General features: G+C 68.9%; 19 protein-coding genes. 11 read left to right on the forward strand and 8 right to left on the reverse strand.

Features of this window, described 5'->3' with window-relative positions; all coding sequences use genetic code 11:
• Nucleotides 1-13 precede the first annotated feature (13 nt).
• The 4 genes from phnC to AC0IZS_RS11470 are packed head-to-tail and all read left to right on the forward strand — an operon-like array spanning nucleotide 14 to nucleotide 3,291.
• Nucleotides 14-877 carry a phosphonate ABC transporter ATP-binding protein gene (gene phnC / locus AC0IZS_RS11455; RefSeq protein ID WP_471635723.1) on the forward strand — a complete coding sequence of 288 codons (864 nt, stop codon included), beginning with the start codon at nucleotides 14-16 and terminating at the stop codon, nucleotides 875-877.
• Between the two features lie 57 nt (nucleotides 878-934).
• The gene (gene phnD, locus AC0IZS_RS11460; RefSeq protein WP_436219607.1) at nucleotides 935-1,882 is read left to right on the forward strand and encodes a phosphonate ABC transporter substrate-binding protein; all 948 of its coding nucleotides are present in this window, start codon (nucleotides 935-937) and stop codon (nucleotides 1,880-1,882) included.
• 37 nt (nucleotides 1,883-1,919) lie between these two features.
• Entirely contained in the window at nucleotides 1,920-2,726 is an 807-nt protein-coding gene (gene phnE / locus AC0IZS_RS11465) for a phosphonate ABC transporter, permease protein PhnE (RefSeq protein WP_471635724.1), read from the forward strand.
• A 4-nt stretch (nucleotides 2,727-2,730) separates the two neighbouring features.
• Nucleotides 2,731-3,291: an HD domain-containing protein gene (locus AC0IZS_RS11470; RefSeq protein ID WP_471635725.1), complete on the forward strand. Its 561-nt coding sequence runs from the start codon at nucleotides 2,731-2,733 to the stop codon at nucleotides 3,289-3,291.
• Nucleotides 3,292-3,294: 3 nt separating this feature from the next.
• Here AC0IZS_RS11470 and AC0IZS_RS11475 read toward each other — a convergent pair whose 3' ends face one another.
• The 4 genes from AC0IZS_RS11475 to AC0IZS_RS11490 form a co-directional block, all read right to left on the reverse strand.
• Nucleotides 3,295-3,828 carry a hypothetical protein gene (locus AC0IZS_RS11475; protein ID WP_471635726.1) on the reverse strand — a complete coding sequence of 178 codons (534 nt, stop codon included), beginning with the start codon at nucleotides 3,826-3,828 and terminating at the stop codon, nucleotides 3,295-3,297.
• 133 nt (nucleotides 3,829-3,961) lie between these two features.
• Nucleotides 3,962-4,828, reverse strand: coding sequence for a VOC family protein (locus tag AC0IZS_RS11480; RefSeq protein WP_471635727.1), 867 nt, complete (start codon nucleotides 4,826-4,828; stop codon nucleotides 3,962-3,964).
• Between the two features lie 40 nt (nucleotides 4,829-4,868).
• Nucleotides 4,869-5,897: a Bug family tripartite tricarboxylate transporter substrate binding protein gene (locus AC0IZS_RS11485; RefSeq protein ID WP_471635728.1), complete on the reverse strand. Its 1,029-nt coding sequence runs from the start codon at nucleotides 5,895-5,897 to the stop codon at nucleotides 4,869-4,871.
• A gap of 111 nt (nucleotides 5,898-6,008) precedes the next feature.
• A complete protein-coding gene (locus tag AC0IZS_RS11490; protein ID WP_057199870.1) occupies nucleotides 6,009-6,929 on the reverse strand; it encodes a LysR family transcriptional regulator in 921 nt (306 codons plus the stop codon).
• Between the two features lie 82 nt (nucleotides 6,930-7,011).
• Between AC0IZS_RS11490 and AC0IZS_RS11495 the strand changes: the two genes are divergently transcribed.
• The 6 genes from AC0IZS_RS11495 to AC0IZS_RS11520 are packed head-to-tail and all read left to right on the forward strand — an operon-like array spanning nucleotide 7,012 to nucleotide 13,543.
• Complete coding sequence (locus AC0IZS_RS11495; RefSeq protein ID WP_471635729.1) at nucleotides 7,012-9,156, forward strand: xanthine dehydrogenase family protein molybdopterin-binding subunit; 2,145 nt, start codon at nucleotides 7,012-7,014, stop codon at nucleotides 9,154-9,156.
• A gap of 30 nt (nucleotides 9,157-9,186) precedes the next feature.
• Nucleotides 9,187-10,167 carry a dihydrodipicolinate synthase family protein gene (locus tag AC0IZS_RS11500; protein WP_471635730.1) on the forward strand — a complete coding sequence of 327 codons (981 nt, stop codon included), beginning with the start codon at nucleotides 9,187-9,189 and terminating at the stop codon, nucleotides 10,165-10,167.
• A 25-nt stretch (nucleotides 10,168-10,192) separates the two neighbouring features.
• Nucleotides 10,193-10,684 carry a (2Fe-2S)-binding protein gene (locus AC0IZS_RS11505; RefSeq protein WP_471635731.1) on the forward strand — a complete coding sequence of 164 codons (492 nt, stop codon included), beginning with the start codon at nucleotides 10,193-10,195 and terminating at the stop codon, nucleotides 10,682-10,684.
• A complete protein-coding gene (locus AC0IZS_RS11510; protein ID WP_471635732.1) occupies nucleotides 10,681-12,108 on the forward strand; it encodes an FAD binding domain-containing protein in 1,428 nt (475 codons plus the stop codon). Before AC0IZS_RS11505 ends, AC0IZS_RS11510 begins: the two co-directional genes overlap by 4 nt.
• Before the next feature lie 8 nt (nucleotides 12,109-12,116).
• On the forward strand, nucleotides 12,117-12,719 hold the full coding sequence (locus AC0IZS_RS11515; RefSeq protein WP_471635733.1) for a 3-hydroxyanthranilate 3,4-dioxygenase: 603 nt from the start codon (nucleotides 12,117-12,119) through the stop codon (nucleotides 12,717-12,719).
• Nucleotides 12,716-13,543, forward strand: a complete 828-nt coding sequence (locus AC0IZS_RS11520) for an aspartate dehydrogenase (protein ID WP_471635734.1) — start codon at nucleotides 12,716-12,718, stop codon at nucleotides 13,541-13,543. The genes AC0IZS_RS11515 and AC0IZS_RS11520 overlap by 4 nt, the downstream gene beginning before the upstream one ends.
• A 144-nt stretch (nucleotides 13,544-13,687) precedes the next feature.
• Here AC0IZS_RS11520 and AC0IZS_RS11525 read toward each other — a convergent pair whose 3' ends face one another.
• Entirely contained in the window at nucleotides 13,688-14,176 is a 489-nt protein-coding gene (locus tag AC0IZS_RS11525) for an Lrp/AsnC family transcriptional regulator (RefSeq protein WP_322594045.1), read from the reverse strand.
• A 70-nt stretch (nucleotides 14,177-14,246) separates the two neighbouring features.
• Between AC0IZS_RS11525 and AC0IZS_RS11530 the strand changes: the two genes are divergently transcribed.
• Entirely contained in the window at nucleotides 14,247-15,203 is a 957-nt protein-coding gene (locus AC0IZS_RS11530) for an EamA family transporter (RefSeq protein WP_471635735.1), read from the forward strand.
• A gap of 78 nt (nucleotides 15,204-15,281) precedes the next feature.
• Here AC0IZS_RS11530 and AC0IZS_RS11535 read toward each other — a convergent pair whose 3' ends face one another.
• The 3 genes from AC0IZS_RS11535 to AC0IZS_RS11545 are packed head-to-tail and all read right to left on the reverse strand — an operon-like array spanning nucleotide 15,282 to nucleotide 18,569.
• Complete coding sequence (locus tag AC0IZS_RS11535; RefSeq protein ID WP_471635736.1) at nucleotides 15,282-15,680, reverse strand: RidA family protein; 399 nt, start codon at nucleotides 15,678-15,680, stop codon at nucleotides 15,282-15,284.
• Nucleotides 15,677-17,341, reverse strand: a complete 1,665-nt coding sequence (locus tag AC0IZS_RS11540; protein WP_471635737.1) for an AMP-binding protein — start codon at nucleotides 17,339-17,341, stop codon at nucleotides 15,677-15,679. Before AC0IZS_RS11540 ends, AC0IZS_RS11535 begins: the two co-directional genes overlap by 4 nt.
• Nucleotides 17,342-17,369: 28 nt before the next feature.
• A complete protein-coding gene (locus AC0IZS_RS11545) occupies nucleotides 17,370-18,569 on the reverse strand; it encodes an acyl-CoA dehydrogenase family protein (protein WP_471635738.1) in 1,200 nt (399 codons plus the stop codon).

An 18,569-nucleotide genomic window follows, 5' to 3' on the forward strand; every position in this document is an offset into this window, starting at 1 on the left:
CTTGGAATCCGCCATGCCCATCGCCCTGCGTATCGAACAACTGAACAAGCATTTCGCCAACGGCAAGCACGCGCTGCGCGACATCGACCTCACGGTGCATTCCGGCGAGATGGTGGCGCTCATCGGCGCCTCGGGCTCGGGCAAGTCCACGCTGCTGCGCCATGTGGCCGGCCTGGTGGTGGCCGATGGCGACAGCCACTCGCTGATCGAGGTCGACGGCCGCTGCGTGCAGCAGGGCGGGCGCATCCACCGCGACATCCGCAAGGTGCGCTCGCAGGTGGGCTTCGTGTTCCAGCAGTTCAACCTGGTGGACCGCCTGCCTGTGATGATGAACGTGCTGGTGGGCATGCTGCACCGCACGCCGAAATGGCGCGGCTGGCTGCGCGTGTTCCGCCCGCACGAGCGCGCCCTGGCGCTGGAGGCCCTGGCCCGCGTGGGCATTGCCGACTGCCATGCGCAGCGTGCCTCCACCCTCTCGGGCGGGCAGCAGCAGCGCGCCGCCATTGCGCGCACCCTGGTGCAGGGCGCCAAGGTGGTGCTGGCCGACGAGCCCATCGCTTCGCTCGACCCCGAATCCTCGCGCAAGGTCATGGACATCCTGGCGCGCATCAACCGCGAGGACGGCAGCACCGTCGTCGTCTCGCTGCACCAGGTGGACGTGGCCATCAAGTACTGCCCCCGCGTGGTCGCCCTGCACCAGGGCCGGGTGGTGTACGACGGCCCCTCGGCCGCCCTCACACCGGCGCTGCTGCGCGAGCTCTATGGCGTGCAGGCCGATGAGATCCTGGGCGCCAGTCTGCCGCTGGCCGTGGTGCCTGCACCGGCGCAGCGGCCGGCTTCCGGCTGGGCTGCCCAGCCGCTGGCCCAGGCCGCCTGAAGTTCCCTGTCTTTTGCTTCCCTTTTCCCTACCGTTGTCACCTCTCTGGAGCCATCCATGATCAAGAAACTGTGCGCAGCCCTGGCCCTCGGCCTGGGCATGACCACGGGCGCCCTCGCCCAGGACATCAACTTCGGTATGATCTCGACCGAAGCCTCGCAAAACCTCAAGGCCGACTGGCAGCCCTTGCTGGACGATATGGCCAAGCAGACGGGCCTGAAGATCAATGCCTTCTTCGCCTCCGACTACGCCGGCCTCATCGAAGCCATGCGCTTCAACAAGATGCAGGTCGCGTGGCTGGGCAACAAGTCGGCCATGGAGGCGGTGGACCGCGCCAACGGCGAAGTGTTTGCGCAGATGGTCAACGCCGATGGCACCCAGGGCTACTACTCGCACCTGATCGTGCACAAGGACAGCCCCCTGGCCACGCTGGACGACGTGCTCAAGAACGGCAAGTCGCTGAGCTTTGGCAACGGCGATCCCAACTCCACCTCGGGTTTCCTGGTGCCCGGCTACTACGCCTTTGCACAGAACAAGATCGACGCCAAGACCCATTTCAAGATTGCGCGCAGCGCCAACCACGAGACCAATGCCCTGGCCGTGGCCAACAAGCAGGTCGACGTGGCCACCAACAACAGCGAAAACCTCGAGAAGATCAAGGAACGCCAGCCCGAGAAGTTCAAGGACATCAAGATCGTCTGGACCTCGCCGCTGATCGCGCTCGATCCGCTGGTGATGCGCAAGGACCTGCCCGAAGCCACCAAGGCCAAGATCAAGGACTTCTTCTACAACTACGCCAAGACCGATGCGCGCGAGAAAGAGATCGTCATGAAGATCTCCAAGCTCTCGGGTTTCAAGCCGTCGACCAATGCGCAGCTCATGCCCATCCGCCAGCTCGACCTGTTCGGCAAGCGCAACAAGATCGAGGCCGACGCCACCCTGGCCGATGGCGACAAGAAGACCCGCCTGGCCGAGATCGACCAGCAACTGGCCTCCCTGAAGTAAGCAAACAAGCAAGCAACGCATCCGGCCAGCCCCCACCATGTCCTCTGCACTGACCCCCTCGCTCGCAACCCTGGCGAGCACCACTGCGCCCAAGCGCAGCCTCGCCTGGTACTTGTCCTGGGGCATCTTGCTGGTGGTGCTGGCCGCATCCTGGAAGGGCGCCGACATGCGCCCGCTCGATCTCATCAAGGATTCGGGCAACATGGCCCAGTACGCGGCCGAGTTCTTTCCGCCCAATTTCTCGCAGTGGCAGCTCTATGTGCAGGAGATGCTGGTCACCCTGCAGATCGCGCTGTGGGGCACGGCGCTCGCGGTGGTCACCGCCGTGCCGTTGGCGCTGCTGGCCTCGTCCAACATCGCGCCCTGGTGGGTGAACCAGCCGGTGCGCCGCGTGCTCGACGCCTGCCGTGCCATCAACGAGATGGTGTTCGCCATGCTCTTCGTGGTGGCCGTGGGCCTGGGCCCGTTCGCCGGCGTGCTGGCGCTGTGGATCCACACTACGGGCACGCTGGCCAAGCTGTTTTCCGAGGCCGTGGAGGCCATCGACCCGCAGCCCGTGGAAGGCATCCGCTCCACGGGGGCGAGCGCCCTGCACGAGATCATCTACGGCGTGATCCCCCAGGTGATCCCGCTGTGGATCTCCTACACCCTCTACCGCTTCGAGGCCAACGTGCGCTCGGCCTCGGTGGTGGGCATGGTGGGGGCGGGTGGCATCGGCGTGGTGCTGTGGGAGATCATCCGCGGCTTTCAGTACGCCGAGACCTGCGCGGTGATGCTGATCATCGTGGTCACCGTGAGCCTGATCGACCTGGTGTCGGCCCGCATCCGGAAAACGATGATCTAGTCCCATGGCCCTGACCCAGCACGACATCGCCCTGCTGCTCACCGAGCGCGGGAAAAAGCAGTATGGCCGCGAGGCCGTGAGCCAGCTCGACCATGCGCTGCAGTGCGCGCACCTGGCCGAGGAGGCGGGGGAAACCCCCGCTACCGTGGTCGCGGCCCTGCTGCACGACCTGGGCCACCTGCTCGCACCCGCTGCGGCGGTGCATGAAGCCCGCGCGCCGCGCCATGACGACCTGCACCAGTACGTGGCCCTGCCGTTCCTGCGCGGTGTGCTGCCCGAGGCAGTGCTTGAACCGATCCGCATGCACGTCGATGCCAAGCGCTACCTGTGCGCGGTGGACGCCGGCTACTGGGCCGCGCTCTCGCCCGCATCGCAGCACAGCCTGGAGCTGCAGGGTGGTGCCTACGGCCTGGTCGAGTGCGCGCGGTTTGCAGAACAGGCCTTTGCGCAGGAGGCCATCCGGCTGCGCCGCTACGACGACCTGGCCAAGGTGCCCGGCCGCGCCACGCCGCCGCTGCCGCACTACCTGGCACTGATGGAGGCGGTGGGTGGCGCTGCGGGCTGAAGCCTACCGCTCCACGCTCAAGGGGGCCGACAGCTCCAGCTGGCGCCCGGCCACGCGGTCCACCAGTCGCGCGCGCACGGTGTAGGCGCCCAGGTCTTCTTCGCCACTGAACTTCAGGGTCGCGCTGGCTTCGCCCAGCATGAATTTCTGCCCCAGTGGGGCGCGGGTCCACAGGCTGGCCGAGCCAGCGTTTTGCGCCTTGCCGTCGGGGCCCGTGACCGCGAAATCCACCCCTACGTCGCAGCGGCCGGTCGCATCGGTCTCGCAGCCCTTGAAGACGATGGCCGTACTTGCGCTGGTGCCCAGGCGTACGCGCTCCGTCACCGGCAGCCGGGGTGGGGTGGGCGAAGTCTCCCAAATGCGCACCAGCTCCTTCTCGTCGGCTGTCAGGAACAGCTTTGCCTGCAATCCACCCGCGCTGAGCGGACTGGCACCATGGGTTCGTTCGTCCCCTGCGGCATGGGCTGGTGGCAGGACGAGCGCGAGTGCGGCGAAGGCGGAGAAAAGAACGGTGGTGGTGTTGCAGGGAATGGGCATGCCGTCGCGTCCTGGTAGTGAATGCCGCGACCATAAAGGCCTTGCTGCCCGGAGCCTGCCAACAAGCTCCGCAGTATCGGGACGGGCTACCGGCAGGTGACCAGGGCGCACCCGGCGCCACCGATCCGGCCTTTCAGCGGAACTCCGGAATGTCGGGCACCGATCCCCACATGCAGAACGACGTGGGGTGGAACGGGAACTGGCGCGGCGCTGCATCCGGGTCGGTGACCATGCGCACGCCGCTCGAAAATTCGTAGACCATGCCATCCGGCCCCTCGAAGTAGAGGAACATCGCGCCCGAGGTCGGGTGCTTGCCCGGGCCGAACACCACACGCACGCCGCGCGACTGCAGCAGGTACCAGGCGCGCATCAGGTCGTCGATCGACGCCACCTGGTGGTTGATGTGCTGCACGCCCGCATAGCCCGAGGGAAACAGCGCGATCTTGTGGTGTACCTCGTCGATGCGCAGCAAGGGGGCGGCGCCGATGCGGTCGCTGACCTTGGCGTTGAGCACCGTGGTCCAGAAGCGCTCGTCGCGCGCCGGGTCGGTGCTGCGCAGGCCCACGTGCGAGAAGCCGGTGTTGCCCGTGTCGCGCGTCGGAAAGAAACGCACGCCGATGTGGAAGGGCGCGACCGCCAGTTCGATGGCGTTGCCGCTCGGGTCGTTGAAGCCGATGAAGGCCTGCACGCGGCGCTGCTCGCACTCGTCGGGACGGCCCTCGCGCACCGCGTGGCCCAGGCGTTCGAGCTCGGCCGCGGCAGCCAGCAGATCGGCCATGGACGCGAGTTCGAAGCCGGTGGTGTGGTCCGCCGGGTCGCCGTCGAAGTACACCAGCGTCTGCTCGCGCGCGTCGCTGCGAAAGCCCACCGCCTTGCCATGCCGCGGCGGACCGTAGCGCTGCCCTTCGCGCAGGCCCAGGATGTCGTTGGCGTAGCGGCACGCGCCATCGAGGTCGCGCGTGCCCAGGCGCACGTAGCTGATGTCCTTGAGTGCAATCATCTTCTTTTTGTCTCCGTCATTTTTTTGCCGGGCGCGCTTGCTAGTCCAGCTTCAATTTGGCATCGGCGATCACGCGGCCCCACAGCTGGGTCTCCCGGCCAATGTACTCGCCGAACTCGTCGGGCTTCTGGTCGAAGCGGTTGTAGCCCAGCGTGCGGTAGCGGTCGGTGAGGTCCGGCGTGGCCAGGATCTCGGTGATGTCCGCCGCGATCTTCTCGCGCAGGGGCTTGGGCGTGTTGCGCGGCGCGAACAGGCCGAACCAGGCATTCGCCACGAAGGCCTTGGCCTGCACCGACCCCGCCATGCCGGGCACCCCGGGCGCGAACGGCGAGGGCTGCGGCGCCGCCACGCCCACGAAGCGGATGCGGCCCGACTTCTCCATGGGCCCGGCGCTGGCGATGCTGCCCAGCGCCCACTGCACCTCGCTGGTGGCCACGGCGGCAAACAGCTGCGGGATCTCCTTGTAGGGCACATGCGTCATGCGCGTGTTGGTGGCGGCCAGCAGGCGCAGTGCGCCCAGGTGGCCCGGGCTGCCCAGGCCCCAGGAGCCGTAGGTCACCCGGTCCGGCGCGGCCAGGGCCGCCTGCACGATGTCGTCGACCGATTTGAAGGGGCTGTCCTTGGCCACGGCGACGAAGAAGTCGGTCTGCAGCGTCGGACGAATGGGGGCGAAGTCGCGCTGCGGGTCGTAGGGCAGGCGGCTGTACAGGTGGACGTTGGAGGTCAGCATGCTGCTGTCCAGATGGATCAGCTCATGGCCATCCGATGCGGCGCTGCGCGTGGCGTTGAAGGCCACCACGCCGTTGCCGCCCGGCTTGTTGTCGACGATGACCGGCTGGCCCCAGCGGCGCGCGAGCTGCTCGGCCACCAGGCGCAGCGAGACATCGGGCCCGCTGCCGGTGGAGGCTGCGGTGGTGATCTTGATGGGCTTGGAAGGCCAGGTGTTCGCCATCGATGGCGTGGCGTGCAGCCAGGCGGCGGTGCTGCCGGCGCCCAGCACCAGGACCTGGCGGCGGGACAAGGGGGATGAGGGGGCCTGGGTTGGGCTGGCGCCGCAAAGGGGTTTCATGGATCGGTTTCCTTGTGTGTGCGCCGGGACATGTGAGGGCGCCTTACTTTTGTACTGGTGCGTTGCCCTGCTGAACAGAGGCAACACCAGCAAAACCGATCGAAAAACCGCTTAAATCGTGCTCTGGTCTGCGTATTTTGTGAACAGCTTCAAGAATGCTTCAGCGGCCATTGAAAATGGCCGTGCGCGGGTACACAGCGCAACGATTTCCCGCGTCACCACGGGGTCGGTCAGCGGCACGGAGACCACGCGCTGCCCATCGACGCGCGACAGGCTGTAGGCCGGCAGCACCGAGACCCCGAGGCCCGCCGCGACCAGACCGACGGCGGTCTGGATGTTGGCCACTTCGAACGCGGGCTTGAGGCGCAGCGTGAGCTGACCCAGGGTCTGGTCGGCCAGCCGGCGCAGGCCCGTGTTGGAGGTGAGCAGGATCAGGCTCTGGTCCGTGAGGTCGCCCCAGCTGGCTTCGCGGCGCTCGGCCAGCGGGTGGTCGGGGCTGCAGGCCAGCACCAGTGTGTCCTTGTAGAGCACCTGCGAGACCAGGTCCGTCGAGGCCAGGTCGGCGGTGCAGATACCGAAGTCCGACTTGCCCTCGCGCACATGGGCCACGACCTGGTCCACGGGTGCGTCCACCAGCGTCACCGTGACGTTGGGGAACTGCTCGCGAAAGCGCGCGATGACCTCGGGCACCAGGCTGGCCGCCAGCAGCGGCGAGGTCACGACCGACAGGCGCTCGCTCTTGCGCCGCTTGCTCTCCTGCAGCGTCTGCAGGCCCGAGTCGAGGGCGAAGAACACGTCGCGCACCGTGGGCAGGAACTGGCGGCCGGCTTCGGTCAGCTCGATGCGGCGCGTGGTGCGCTCGAACAGGCGCACACCGAGCTCTTCCTCCAGCGTGCGCACCAGCATCGACAGCGCCGAGATCGTCAGGTGCATGCGCGCCGCCGCCCGGGTCATGGTGCCTTCGTGCGCGACGAGCCAGAACGCGCGCAGCTGGCGCAGGCTGAGGTTGGAGGGGTTGTCCAGAAGGTCCATGGCGCGATTGTGTCGGCAAACTTCAAAGTCTTTCAAAATTATGCGATTGCCCGGTGAAGGGGGTGTCGGTCTAATCCGCTCCATGCTGAAAACGGCCTTTACCCCCCTTCGCCGCGAAGACCCTGCCCTGCTCATGGGCCGCGGGCAGTACACCGGCGACGTGGTGGCCGACGAGGTGCTGCATGCGGTGTTCGTGCGCTCGCCGCTGGCGCACGGCCGGCTGCGGTCCGTTGCGACCGACGCAGCCGAGAAGTCCGATGGTGTCGTGGCAGTGCTCACTGCTGCAACCCTGCTGGCCCCGTCGGCGGCAGGCCGCGTGGTCTACATGCCCCCACCCAACCCGCTGCTGCCCGTGGCCAGCGTGCCGCGCATCGAGCCGCTGGCGCGCAGCGAGGTGGTCTATGTCGGCCAACCCGTGGCCCTGGTGCTCGCCCGTTCGCTGGCCCAGGCGCAGCGGGCCGCGTCGTGCATTCAGCTTGACATCGAGCCGCTGGTGCCCGTGCCGGACTTCGATGGCGCCAGTCCCGTGACTGCGGTGGAGCACCACTTCGAAGCAGCGGATGCGTCCACCCAGGTTGTCGCCAGCGAAGCCAGCGCCGCGCTGGAGGTGCCGCGCGTGCTGGCCCTGTCGATGGAGCCACGCGGCATGCTCGCGCACTGGCATGGGCAATCCGGTGCCGATGCGGCACAGCCCCGCCTCACGGTCCACCTGGGCACGCAGTCGCCGACCCGGGCGCAGGCCGACATCGCCGCCGCGCTGGGCTGGGACGAAGCGCGCGTGCGTGTCATCACCGGCGACGTGGGCGGTGCCTTCGGCGCCAAGTCCTCGCTCTGCCCCGAGGACCTGGCCATCCCGCTGGCCGCGTGCCGCCTGGGGGCCTCGGTGCGCTGGATCTCCTCGCGCTCGGACGAATTCACCTCGGGCATGCACGGCCGGGGGGCGCGCATGTCGGGCCGCCTGTCTGTCACGGCCCAGGGGCGCTTTGCCGCGCTGCAGGCCGAGCTGCATTTCACGCTCGGCGCCTGGCTGCCGTTTTCGGCCGTCGTGCCGCTGCGCAACACGGCGCGCATCCTGCCCGGGCCCTACCGCGTGGCGCGGATCGACGTGCAGGGGCGTGCCGGCCTGGCCCATACGGCCCCGGTCACGATCTACCGCGGTGCGGGCCGGCCCGAGGCTGCACTGCTGATGGAAACCCTGGTCGAGCAGGCCGCGCGCGCCGCGGGCATCGACCCGGTGGAACTGCGCCGGCGCAACCTGGTAGAAGCCGCCGACATGCCCTACACCACACCGACCGGCGAGGTCTTCGACAGCGGCGACTACCGGCGTGCGCTGGAGCTGGCCTGCGAGCGCTTCGGCTACGACGCGCAGCGTGAATTGCAGCGCCAGCGCCGCGCCGATGGCGAGGTGCTGGGCATTGGCCTGGCGCTCTACGTCGAGCCCTGCGGCGTGGGCTGGGAATCGGCGCGCGTGGACTGGCACGAGGATGGCCGCGTGACCGTCGCCACGGGGTCGCCAGCCCAGGGCCAGGGCCATGGGACCACCTACGCACGCATAGCGGCCCAGGCGCTCGGCCTGGCTGAGCAGGACATTACCGTGGTCTATGGCGACACGGCCCTGTGCCCGCCCGGTGTGGGCGCGCTGGCCAGCCGCAGCACGGCGATAGCGGGCAGCGCCATCGTGCAGGCCTGCCGCGACCTGGTGGCGCGGCGCGCGGCCGGCGAGGCGCTGCCCCTGTCCTCTGAAGGCCGCTTCACCGCCGGTGAAGCCTGGAGCTATGGCTGTGTGATCGCCCGCATGGCGGTGGACCGCGACACCGGCCACCCCACCATCGAGCAGATCACCTGGGCCGACGACGCCGGCCACATCGTCCACCCCGAACTGGCCAAGGGCCAGTTGATCGGCGGCCTGGCCCAGGGCCTGGGCCAGGCCATGCTGGAGCGCCTGGTCTACGACGGTGCGGGACAGCTCGTGACCGGCTCGCTGACGGACTACGCCGCACCGCGCGCCGACGACATGCCGTCCGCCATCGACATCGAGAGCTTTGCAACGCCCAGCCCGCACAACCTGCTGGGCGCCAAGGGCGTGGGCGAGGCCGGCTGCATCGGCGTGCCGGCCGCGCTGATGAACGCGGCGCGCGATGCGCTGTCGCCGCTGGGCGAATGCGCGCTGCAGTTTCCCCTCACCTCCGAACAGTTCTGGCGCGCGATGAGCGGCCAGGCTGCCTGATCCAAACCCATGTCTTGAAAGGAAAACACCATGGATTACCAAAAGTCTGAAGCCAAGGAATACGCCCGCGAACATTTCGTCGGGGTCTGGGCGGCCAACCTCACCCCCTTCGACGAGGCACTGCGCATCGACGAGAAGGCGCTGCGCCAGAACATGGACCACTGGATCCGCGACCTGAAGCTCGGCGGCCTGTTCATCGCCGGCAAGCAGGCCGAGTTCTTCGCCATGTCGGTGCAGGAGCGCAAGCGCCTGATCACCCTGTCGGTCGAGGCCGCTCAGGCCGCAGGCAACCGCGGTGGCATCGGCCGCTGCGGCATCATCACCTCGTGCTCGGACACCAACCTCGACGTGGTGCTCGACCTGGCGCGCCACTCGGCCCAGGCCGGTGCCGACTACGTGATCATCCACAGCCCGGTGCTGCACTTCGGCGCCGACACGGAAGAGACCATCTACGAATACTACCGCTACCTGTCGGAGCAGCTCGATATCGGCATCGCCATGTGGAACCACCCCGATTGCGGCTACACCATGAGCCCGGAGCTGTGCAACCGCATCGCCGACCTGCCCAACATCGTGGCCATCAAGTACAGCGCCGACCGTGCGCGCTACAAGCGCCTGACCGAACTGGCCGGCCACAAGATCCAGGTGAGCAACCCCTCCGAGGAAGACTGGCTGGAGAACATCATCGAGCTCAACTGGAAGCTCTACCTGTGTTCCACGCCGCCCTTCCTGCTGCAGACCAAGGTCGACCAGCGCATGAACGAGTACACCCGCCTGGCGTTCGCCGGCCAGCATGCCGAAGCGCGCAAGGTGCGCGACAGCCTGGAGCCGGTGCGCGCCGCGTTCCGCGCGAGCAAGCCTGCCGGCAAGCCCCAGGCCCACGGCAAGGCCTGGCAGGAGCTGCTGGGCCAGCATGGCGGCCCGGTGCGCCGGCCGCTGCTGAACATGACCGAGGCCGAACTGGCCGCCACGCGCGAAGCCTTTGCGGGTTGCGGCCTGCGCCTGGCGTGATGCGCGCCGCTGTATGAGCCAGTGCATGCCGATCCAGTTGCAGGTCAATGGCAGTGCCTGCAGCGTGCAGGTGGCGCCGAACACGCTGCTGGTGGACTGCCTGCGCGGACCGCTGGGTCTGCGCGGCACGCACCAGGGCTGCGATACGGCCCAGTGCGGCGCCTGCACGGTGCAGGTGGACGGCCGGGCCGTGAAATCGTGCAATGTGCTGGCCCTGCAGGTGCAGGGCCGGGCCGTGCGCACCGTCGAAGGACTGGCAGAGTCGCCGGACCGGCTGCACCCCATGCAGCAGGCCTTCAGCCGGCACCATGCACTGCAGTGCGGTTTCTGCACGCCGGGCTTTCTGATGCGTGCGGTGGCCATGGCCGACGAGCCCGAGGCCGCTGGCGAATCCATCGACCCGCACTGGGTGCGCCACGCCCTGGGTGGCAACCTGTGCCGCTGCACGGGCTACGAGGGCATCGTGAAGGCGGTTTGCGAAGGCCTGACCGCGATGCGCGGAGCGGAGCCGGCATGAACGCACTGGACTTTGAGCGTCCCGCCTCGCTGGCCGAGGCGCTGGCGCTGATGACCCCCTCGCCGGAAGGCAGCCAGGCCTGGCTGGCGGGCGGCCAGTCGCTGCTGGCTGCGATGAAGCTGGGCATGGCCACGCCGGCGCTGCTGGTCGATCTGCAGGACGTGCCGGGCCTGCGCGACATCCGTGTGGAAACCGGGCCGGACGGCGCGCCTGCGCTGTGGATCGGCGCCATGGCCACGCATGCCAGCGTCGCGGCCAGCGCCACCGTGCGCGGCTTCGCGCCCGGCCTGGCGGCCCTGGCCGGCGGCATTGCCGATGCGCAGGTGCGCAACATGGGCACCATCGGCGGCTCGCTCGCGCACAACGACCCTGCGGCCTGCTGGCCGGCGGGCGTGCTGGCTTCGGGCGCCACCATCGTCACCTCGCAACGCGAGATCGCGGCGGATGGCTACTTCCAGGGTCTGTACAGCACGGCACTGGAGCCGGGTGAGCTGATCGTTGGCGTGCGCTTTCCCCGGCTGCAGGGCCTGCACTACCGCAAGTTCGAGCAGCCGGCCTCGCGCTTCGCGCTGGTCGGCGTGGCCGTGGCGCATAGCGGGTCGGGCCAGGTGCGCGTGGCCGTGACCGGGCTGGGCATGGGCATCGTGCGCTGGCCCGGGGCCGAGCAGGCGCTCTGCGGCCGGTTCGCCCTGGCGGCCTTGTCGGTCATCACCCCGGACGACTTGCAGGCGCTGGGCGACCTGCATGCCTCGGCCGGCTACCGCTGCCACCTGGCGGGCGTGCTCGCACGGTGCTGCGTGGCGGCCCTCACGGGCGAGGCACTGCCGCGCCACGCGCCACTGGCGCCACCGGCGGTCCCGCAAGTGCCTGCAACGCCGGGCACCGAAGTGGCGCCCAAGGACGGCTTCGGTGGCCACCAGTTGCTGGCGGCACCGCCAGCCCAGGTCTGGCAGGCCATCCTCGACGCGCAGAACCTGCAGGCCAGCATTCCCGGCTGCGAAGCCCTGGTGCAGCGCAGCCCCACCGAGTATGAGGCCACGGTCAAGGTCGGCCTGGGCCCGTTGTCGGTGCGCTTCCAAAGCGAGGTCACACTGCGCGACCTGCAGCCGCACCGGTCGCTGACCATGGTCTTCGTCGGCCAGGCGGGCGCCCTGGGCAGCGGCCAGGGCACGGCACGCGTGCGCTTTGAGCCCACGGCCGATGGCGGCACGGTGCTGCACTGGTGGGTGCAGGTGCAGCTCAGCGGGCGCCTGGCCCAATTCGGCAACCGGCTGGTCGAGGCCAGCTCGCGCAAGCTCAGCGAGGAGTTCTTCGAGCGTTTTGGCCGGGTGCTGGGCGTGCCCGCCGATCGCCTGCCTCCCCCTTCCCCGTGGCACAGGCTGCAGCGCCTGCTGGCGCGGTGGTTTTCCCTGTCTCGAAAGTGAGTGTCCCCATGCCCTACCAACCGGCCGATCTGGCCTACGACCACTACAGCAAGCCCCTGAACTTCCAGCAGTGGCTCGATGACCACAGCGCGCGCCTGCAGCCGCCCGTGGGCAACCAGCAGATATGGAAGAACGCCGACCTGGTCTGCACCGTGGTGGGTGGGCCCAACGAACGCACCGATTTCCACGACGACCCCTACGAGGAATATTTCCACCAGTTCAAGGGCAACGCCTCGCTGCTGATCGCCGACCGCGGCAAGTTCGAGCGCGTGTACCTGCGCGAGGGCGACATCTTCCTGTTGCCTGCGCACGTGCGGCATTCGCCACAGCGCCCGGAGCCAGGCAGCCTGTGCACGGTGGTGGAGCGCAACCGGCCCGTGGGCTCCATCGACGCCTTCGAGTGGTACTGCGCCGCCTGCGGCGGCCTGGTAGTGCGCAGCGAGCTGCAGCTCACGAGCATCGTCGAGGACCTGCCGCGCACCTACACCGCGTTCTACGATTCGGCACCGGCCGAACGCACCTGCGCGCACTGCGGCGAGGTGCACCCGGGCCGCGACTGGCGCAGCTGGCATGCGCGCTGTGGGGAACATTTCCCCGGCACCGCCGCATGACAGGGCACCGCACACCGCTGCGGCTGGCCGTGGTCGGCTTTGGGGCCATCGGCCAGGCCCTGGCGCAGGAACTGGCGGGCGATGGCCGTGTGCACCTGGCGCAGGTCATCGTGTCCCCGGCGTCCCTCGCGGCCGCCCAGGTGGCCTGCGTGGCGCTTGCGCCGCAGGTGCGCGTGGCCAGCACGCTGGATCTCAGGCCGGGGCAGCGCCCCGATCTGGTGGTCGAATGCGCGGGCCATACCGCGGTGCTGGCCCATGTGGTGCCCGCGCTGCAGGCGGGTGTCCCCTGCGCCATGGCCTCGGTCGGCGCCCTGCACGATGCGGACCTGCTGGCAAGGCTGGAGGCGGCGGCGCGCGAAGGCGGCACCCGGCTGCAGCTGGTGTCCGGTGCCATCGGCGCCATCGACGCATTGGCAGCAGCGCGCTTCGGCGGGCTCGACGAAGTGGTCTATGTGGGGCGCAAGCCACCGCTGAGCTGGGCGGGTACGCCGGCCGAGCAAGCCTTCGACCTGGCCCGCCTGGTGGCACCGCAGGTCATCTTTCGCGGCAGCGCGCGCGAGGCGGCCCGGCAGTTCCCCAAGAACGCCAACGTCGCCGCCACGGCGTCGCTGGCCGGACTGGGGCTGGACCGCACCCAGGTGGAGCTGGTGGCCGATCCAGGCGTCGCCCGCAACCTGCACACGGTCATCGCGCGCGGTGCCTTCGGCCGGTTCGAGCTGCAGATGGAGAACCTGCCGTTGGCGGCCAACCCCAAGACCTCGGCGCTCACGGTCTACAGCCTGGTGCGCGCTGTGCGCAATGCCCTGCCGGGCATCGCCATCTGACCTCTTGGCTATTCATAGCGAGCGGCGGATAAAACGGACGTGCCCGAGGCGAGTGCCCCCGTGCAAGGGCCGCCCCGCCGCACCGGGGGCGTCCCCCTCCCAGATTGCGAAGCAATATGAGAGAGGGGGAAGGCGCGAAGCGACTCAGGGGGTGCTCTTTTCATTCATCCAGTTCAAGTCCAGCGGCCGGTCCTCGAACTCGGTGTTCAGCACCACGGTGCTGGTGGTGCGGGCCACGCCGGCAATCGCCTTGATCTCGTAGATCACGTCCTCCAACGCGCGCGCATGCGTGGTGCGGATCTTGGCCAGGAAGTCGTATTCGCCGGCCACACTGTGCAGCTCTTCTACCTGGGGCATGGCGCGCAGGCGCGGCGCCACGTCGCGGCAGTGGATGCCGCCATCGTTGCGGATGGCGACGAAGGCCGTGAAGTTCAGCCCCACGCGTTCATGGTCCACGCTGATCGAGAAGCGGCGGATCACACCCTTGTCCAGCATCTTCTTCACCCGCTCATGCACGGCAGCCGTCGAGAGGCCCACTTCGGCCCCGACGTCGGCGTAAGAACGTCGGCCATCGGTGCCCAAGGCAGAAATAATTCTGGCGTCTATCTCATCTGTCTGAATATTTGCTTGCATAAGCGCATGAATTTGGTAAAAATTCCGAAATCAAGGTGATTTCCATAAATTTTCCGGTCAGGTGAAGAATATGCCGACATTTTTCAATGCGCAAGCAGGCAAGCACCGCGTGTGGGCTATCGCCATCGCCCTGCTGCTGGTCTACGTGGTCTGGGGCACGACCTATTTCGCCATCGGCATCGCCGTGCAGACCATGCCGCCGCTGCTGATGAATGCCATCCGTTTCCTGTGCGCGGGCGCCATCATGCTGGCGGTGGCGCTGTGGCAGGGCCATGCCCTGCCCACGGCGGTGCAGTGGCGCAACTCGGCCGTGGTCGGTGGGTGCATGGTGTTCCTGGCGATGAACCTCATGGGCTTTGCGCAGAAGATGGGCATTGGTTCGGGCCTGATGGCCACGGTGGTCACCACCATGCCCATGTGGCTTGCGCTGTGGTCGCGCTGGGGTGGCGAGCGTGTGCCCGCGACCAGCTGGATCGGCCTGGGCCTGGGCGTGGTGGGGGCGCTGCTGCTGGCGATGGAGGGCGATTTCTCGGCCACCTGGCTGGGTGCGTTGCTGGCCTTTGGCGCGCCGCTGTGCTGGAGCATCGGCTCCTACGCATCGCGCCGGCTGTCCTTGCCCGCGCCAGCCATGGCCTCGGCCGCGCAGTGGTTCACGGGCGGGGCCATGGGCCTGGTGGTGGCGCTGTGCTTCGAGCCGGTCAGTGCGCTCGGCCAGGTCAGTGCCAGGTCCTGGGCGGCCTGGGTGTACCTGCTGTTCTTCGGCACGCTGGTGGCGCTCAACGCCTACCTGTGGCTGCTGCAGAACACCTCGGCCGCGCTGGCCGGCAGCTACTCGTTCGTGAACCCCGCCGTGGCCCTGCTGGTGGGCGTGGCGCTGGGCGGCGAGTTGCTTACGGGCTGGGTGTATGCCGCGCTGCCGCTGATCGGCGCGGCGCTGGTGTTCATTCTCTACGGCAAGGCGATCGCGGCGCGCTGGGCGCGCCGTGGTGGGGCTGTACCGGCAAGCGGGGCCGGCCAGGCGGGTTGACGACGGCATGGCGCTCCTGCGGGGCAGCGGGCCGGCCCGGCGGGTGCCTTCAGGCTCCACCCCATTCCAGACTTCCAGTCACGCGTCCGGGATGACGGCGGTGGCCTCGATCTCGATCTTGGCGCGCTCTTCCATCAGGCCCGCCACCTGCACGCAGGCCATGGCCGGGAAGTTCTTGCCCAGCACCTCGCGGTACACCGTGCCCAGCTCCTTGAGGCGGGCGTTGTACTCCTGGCGGTCCACCACGTACCAGGTCAGGCGCACCAGGTGCTCGGGGCCGGCGCCGCCGGCTTCGAGCACGGCGCGCACGTTGAGCAGCGTCTGGCGCGTCTGGGCGATGAAGTCGTCGCTCTCGAACTGCTGCTGGGCGTTCCAGCCGATCTGGCCGCCCGTGAAGATCATGGTGCCGCGTGCGGCCACGCCGTTGGCGTAGCCCTTGGGGGTGACCCAGCCAGGGGGTTGCAAGTGGGTGTTCATGGTGTCGTATTCGATGAAGGGTTTGCGGCGGCAGCAGCGGCTTCGCGCTGGCGCAGCCGAAAGCGCTGGAGTTTGCCCGTCTCGGTGCGCGGCAGGGTGGTGGCGAATTCCACCAGGCGCGGGTATTTGAAGGGGGCGATGGTGGCTTTCACATGGTCCTGCAAGGCCTTGGCCATGGCGGCGTCGCCCGTGTGGCCGGGCTTGAGCACGCAGAAGGCCTTGACCACCATGCCGCGCTCCTCGTCGGGCACGCCGATCACGGCGCATTCGGCCACGGCCGGGTGGCGCAGCAGGGCGTCTTCCACCTCGGGGCCGCCGACGTTGTAGCCTGCGGTGATGATCATGTCGTCGTCGCGCGCCTGGTAGAAGAAGTAGCCGTCCGCGTCCTGCACGAAGGCGTCGCCCGGGTAGTTCCAGCCATTCTTCACGTACTTGGCCTGGCGCGGGTCGTCGAGGTAGCGGCAGCCCGTGGGGCCGACCACGGCGAGCTTGCCCACCGTGCCGCGCGGCAGTTCCTTGCCCTGGCCGTCCACCACCTTGGCCTGGTAGCCCGGCACCACCTTGCCGATGGCGCCGGCACGGCTTTCGCCGCCCGCGGCCGAGATGAAGATGTGGAACATCTCCGTGGCGCCGATGCCGTCCGTCATGTCGATGCCCGTGGCCTCCTTCCACAGCTGGCGCGTGGCGTCGGGCAGGGCCTCCCCCGCGCTCACGCTGGTGCGCAGCGTGGGCAGGCCCAATTGGCGCGCGAACGGCGCCATCTGGCGGTAGAAAGTGGGTGCGGTGTAGCAGATGGTCACGCCGGCCTCGCGCATCAGGCGCACCATGGTCTCGGGCGTGTAGGGCTGGTCGGGGAAGTAGATGCTGGCGCCGGCCCACATGGGGAACACCAGCAGACCGCCCAGGCCAAAGGTGAAGGCCAGCGGTGGCGAGCCGGCCACGATGTCGTCGGGCCGGGCGCGCAGCACATGGCGCGGCCAGGCCTCGCAGGCGGCCAGCACGTCGCGGTGCGTGTGCACGGCCGCCTTGGGCGCGCCCGTGGTGCCCGAGGTGAAGGCCATCAGCGCCACGTCGTCGGCCGACGTGGGGCATGCCGCCATGGTGCCCGGCATGGCCTGCGCGCGCACCAGCAGGTCGCCCGCCTCGGGCGCGGTATGGAAGGCAATGGTGGTGGCGAGCACCGGGTGCTCCGCCTGCGCGGCCTGCAGCTCGGCCAGCAGGCGGCCATCGCACAGCGCCAGCGTGGGCTGGGCCCGCTCGATGATGCTGCCCAGCTCCACCGCGCGCAGCAGCGGCATGGTGGCCACTGCCACCAGCCCGGCATGCACCACGCCCAGCCAGGCCAGCGCCATCTCCACCGTGTTGCCGCCGCGCAGCAGCACACGGTTGCCGGGCACCAGTCCATGTTCCTGTGTCAGAAGCTCGGCAATGCGCGCGGCCTCGGTGCGTGCCTCTCGGTAGGTGTAGCTGCGGTGCGGGCCGCGCAGCAGGGGGCGGTCGCCATGGCCGGCGCGTTCGGCCTGGTCGAACAGGGCCTGCACCAGGTTGGCCTGGTCGGCGATCTGCAGCTCGGGTGTGTCGTAGTTGAACGTGGGCAGGGCCTCGCGTGCGGGCAGGCGGTCGTGCACGAACTGGTCGGGCTGGGCGCTGGAGTGGGCCATGGGGGTGATCCTTCCTTGTGGCTGCGGGTCAGGATGCCTGCAGGGCGGCCTTGCCGATGATGAGCTGCTGCACCTCGGTCGCGCCTTCGTAGATGCGCAGCGAGCGGATGTCGCGGTACAGGCTTTCCACCTTGCTGCCCACCTCCACACCGCGTCCGCCATGCAGCTGCAGCGCCATGTCGATCACGCGCTGGGCGTTCTCGGTGGCGGTCATCTTCGCCATGGCCGCCTCGGCGGTCACGCGTGCGCCCCCGTGCTTCTCGCCCTCGTCGCGCAGCCAGGCGGCGCGGTAGGTCAGCAGCGCGGCACTGTCCACCAGCGCGGCCATCTCGCCGATGCGCGCCTGCGTGAGCTGGAAGTCCGCCAGCGTCTGGCCGAACATCTGGCGCTGGCGTGCGTGGTGCACGGCCTCGGCCAGCGCGCGGCGGGCCATGCCCAGCGCGGCTGCGGCGACCGATGCGCGGAAGATATCGAGCGTGCGCATGGCCAGCTTGAAGCCGCCGTGCAGCTCGCCCAGCAGCGCCGTGGCCGGCACCTGGCAATCGCTGAAGACCAGCGTGGCCAGCGGGTGCGGGGCCATCACGTTGATGTGCTTGGACGTGTCGAGCCCCTTCGCCGTGGCGTCCACGATGAAGGCGCTGATGCCGCGCGTGCCACCGGCCGGATCGGTCTTGGCAAACAGACAGTAGAAATCGGCAATGCCGCCGTTGCTGATCCAGGTCTTGCTGCCGTTGAGGGCATAGGCGCCGCCCGCGGCGGGCAACGCCGTGGTGCGCATGGCTCCCACGTCCGACCCGGCTTCGGGCTCGCTCAGCGCAAACGCTGCGATCAGCTGGCCGCTGGCCGCGCCCTGCAGGTAGTGCTCCTGCTGCGCGGGGCTGCCGGCCAGCGTGATGGCGCCGCTGCCCAGGCCCTGCATGGCAAACGCGAAGTCGGCCAAGGGCGAGTGGTAGGCCAGGGTTTCGCGCAGCAGCACCAGTGCGCGCGAGTCCAGCGCGGGCAAGGCGCCTCCGTGTGCGGCGGGCACGCAGTAGCGCAGCCAGCCGCCCGCGCCCAGGCGCTGCACCCAGTCGCGGCAGGCGGCGCGGTCGTCGGTTTCATCCACGTCCTGGGCAGCAGTCCAGGGCACGAGGCCGCGCGCCAGCTCGCGGTGCGCGTCGTCGAAGAAGGGCAGGGCCAGGTGGGCCGTCGATGGCGGGCAGGGCGCCGGTGGGGTGGCTACATGCAT

The organism is Acidovorax sp. AC410, from assembly GCF_979253235.1.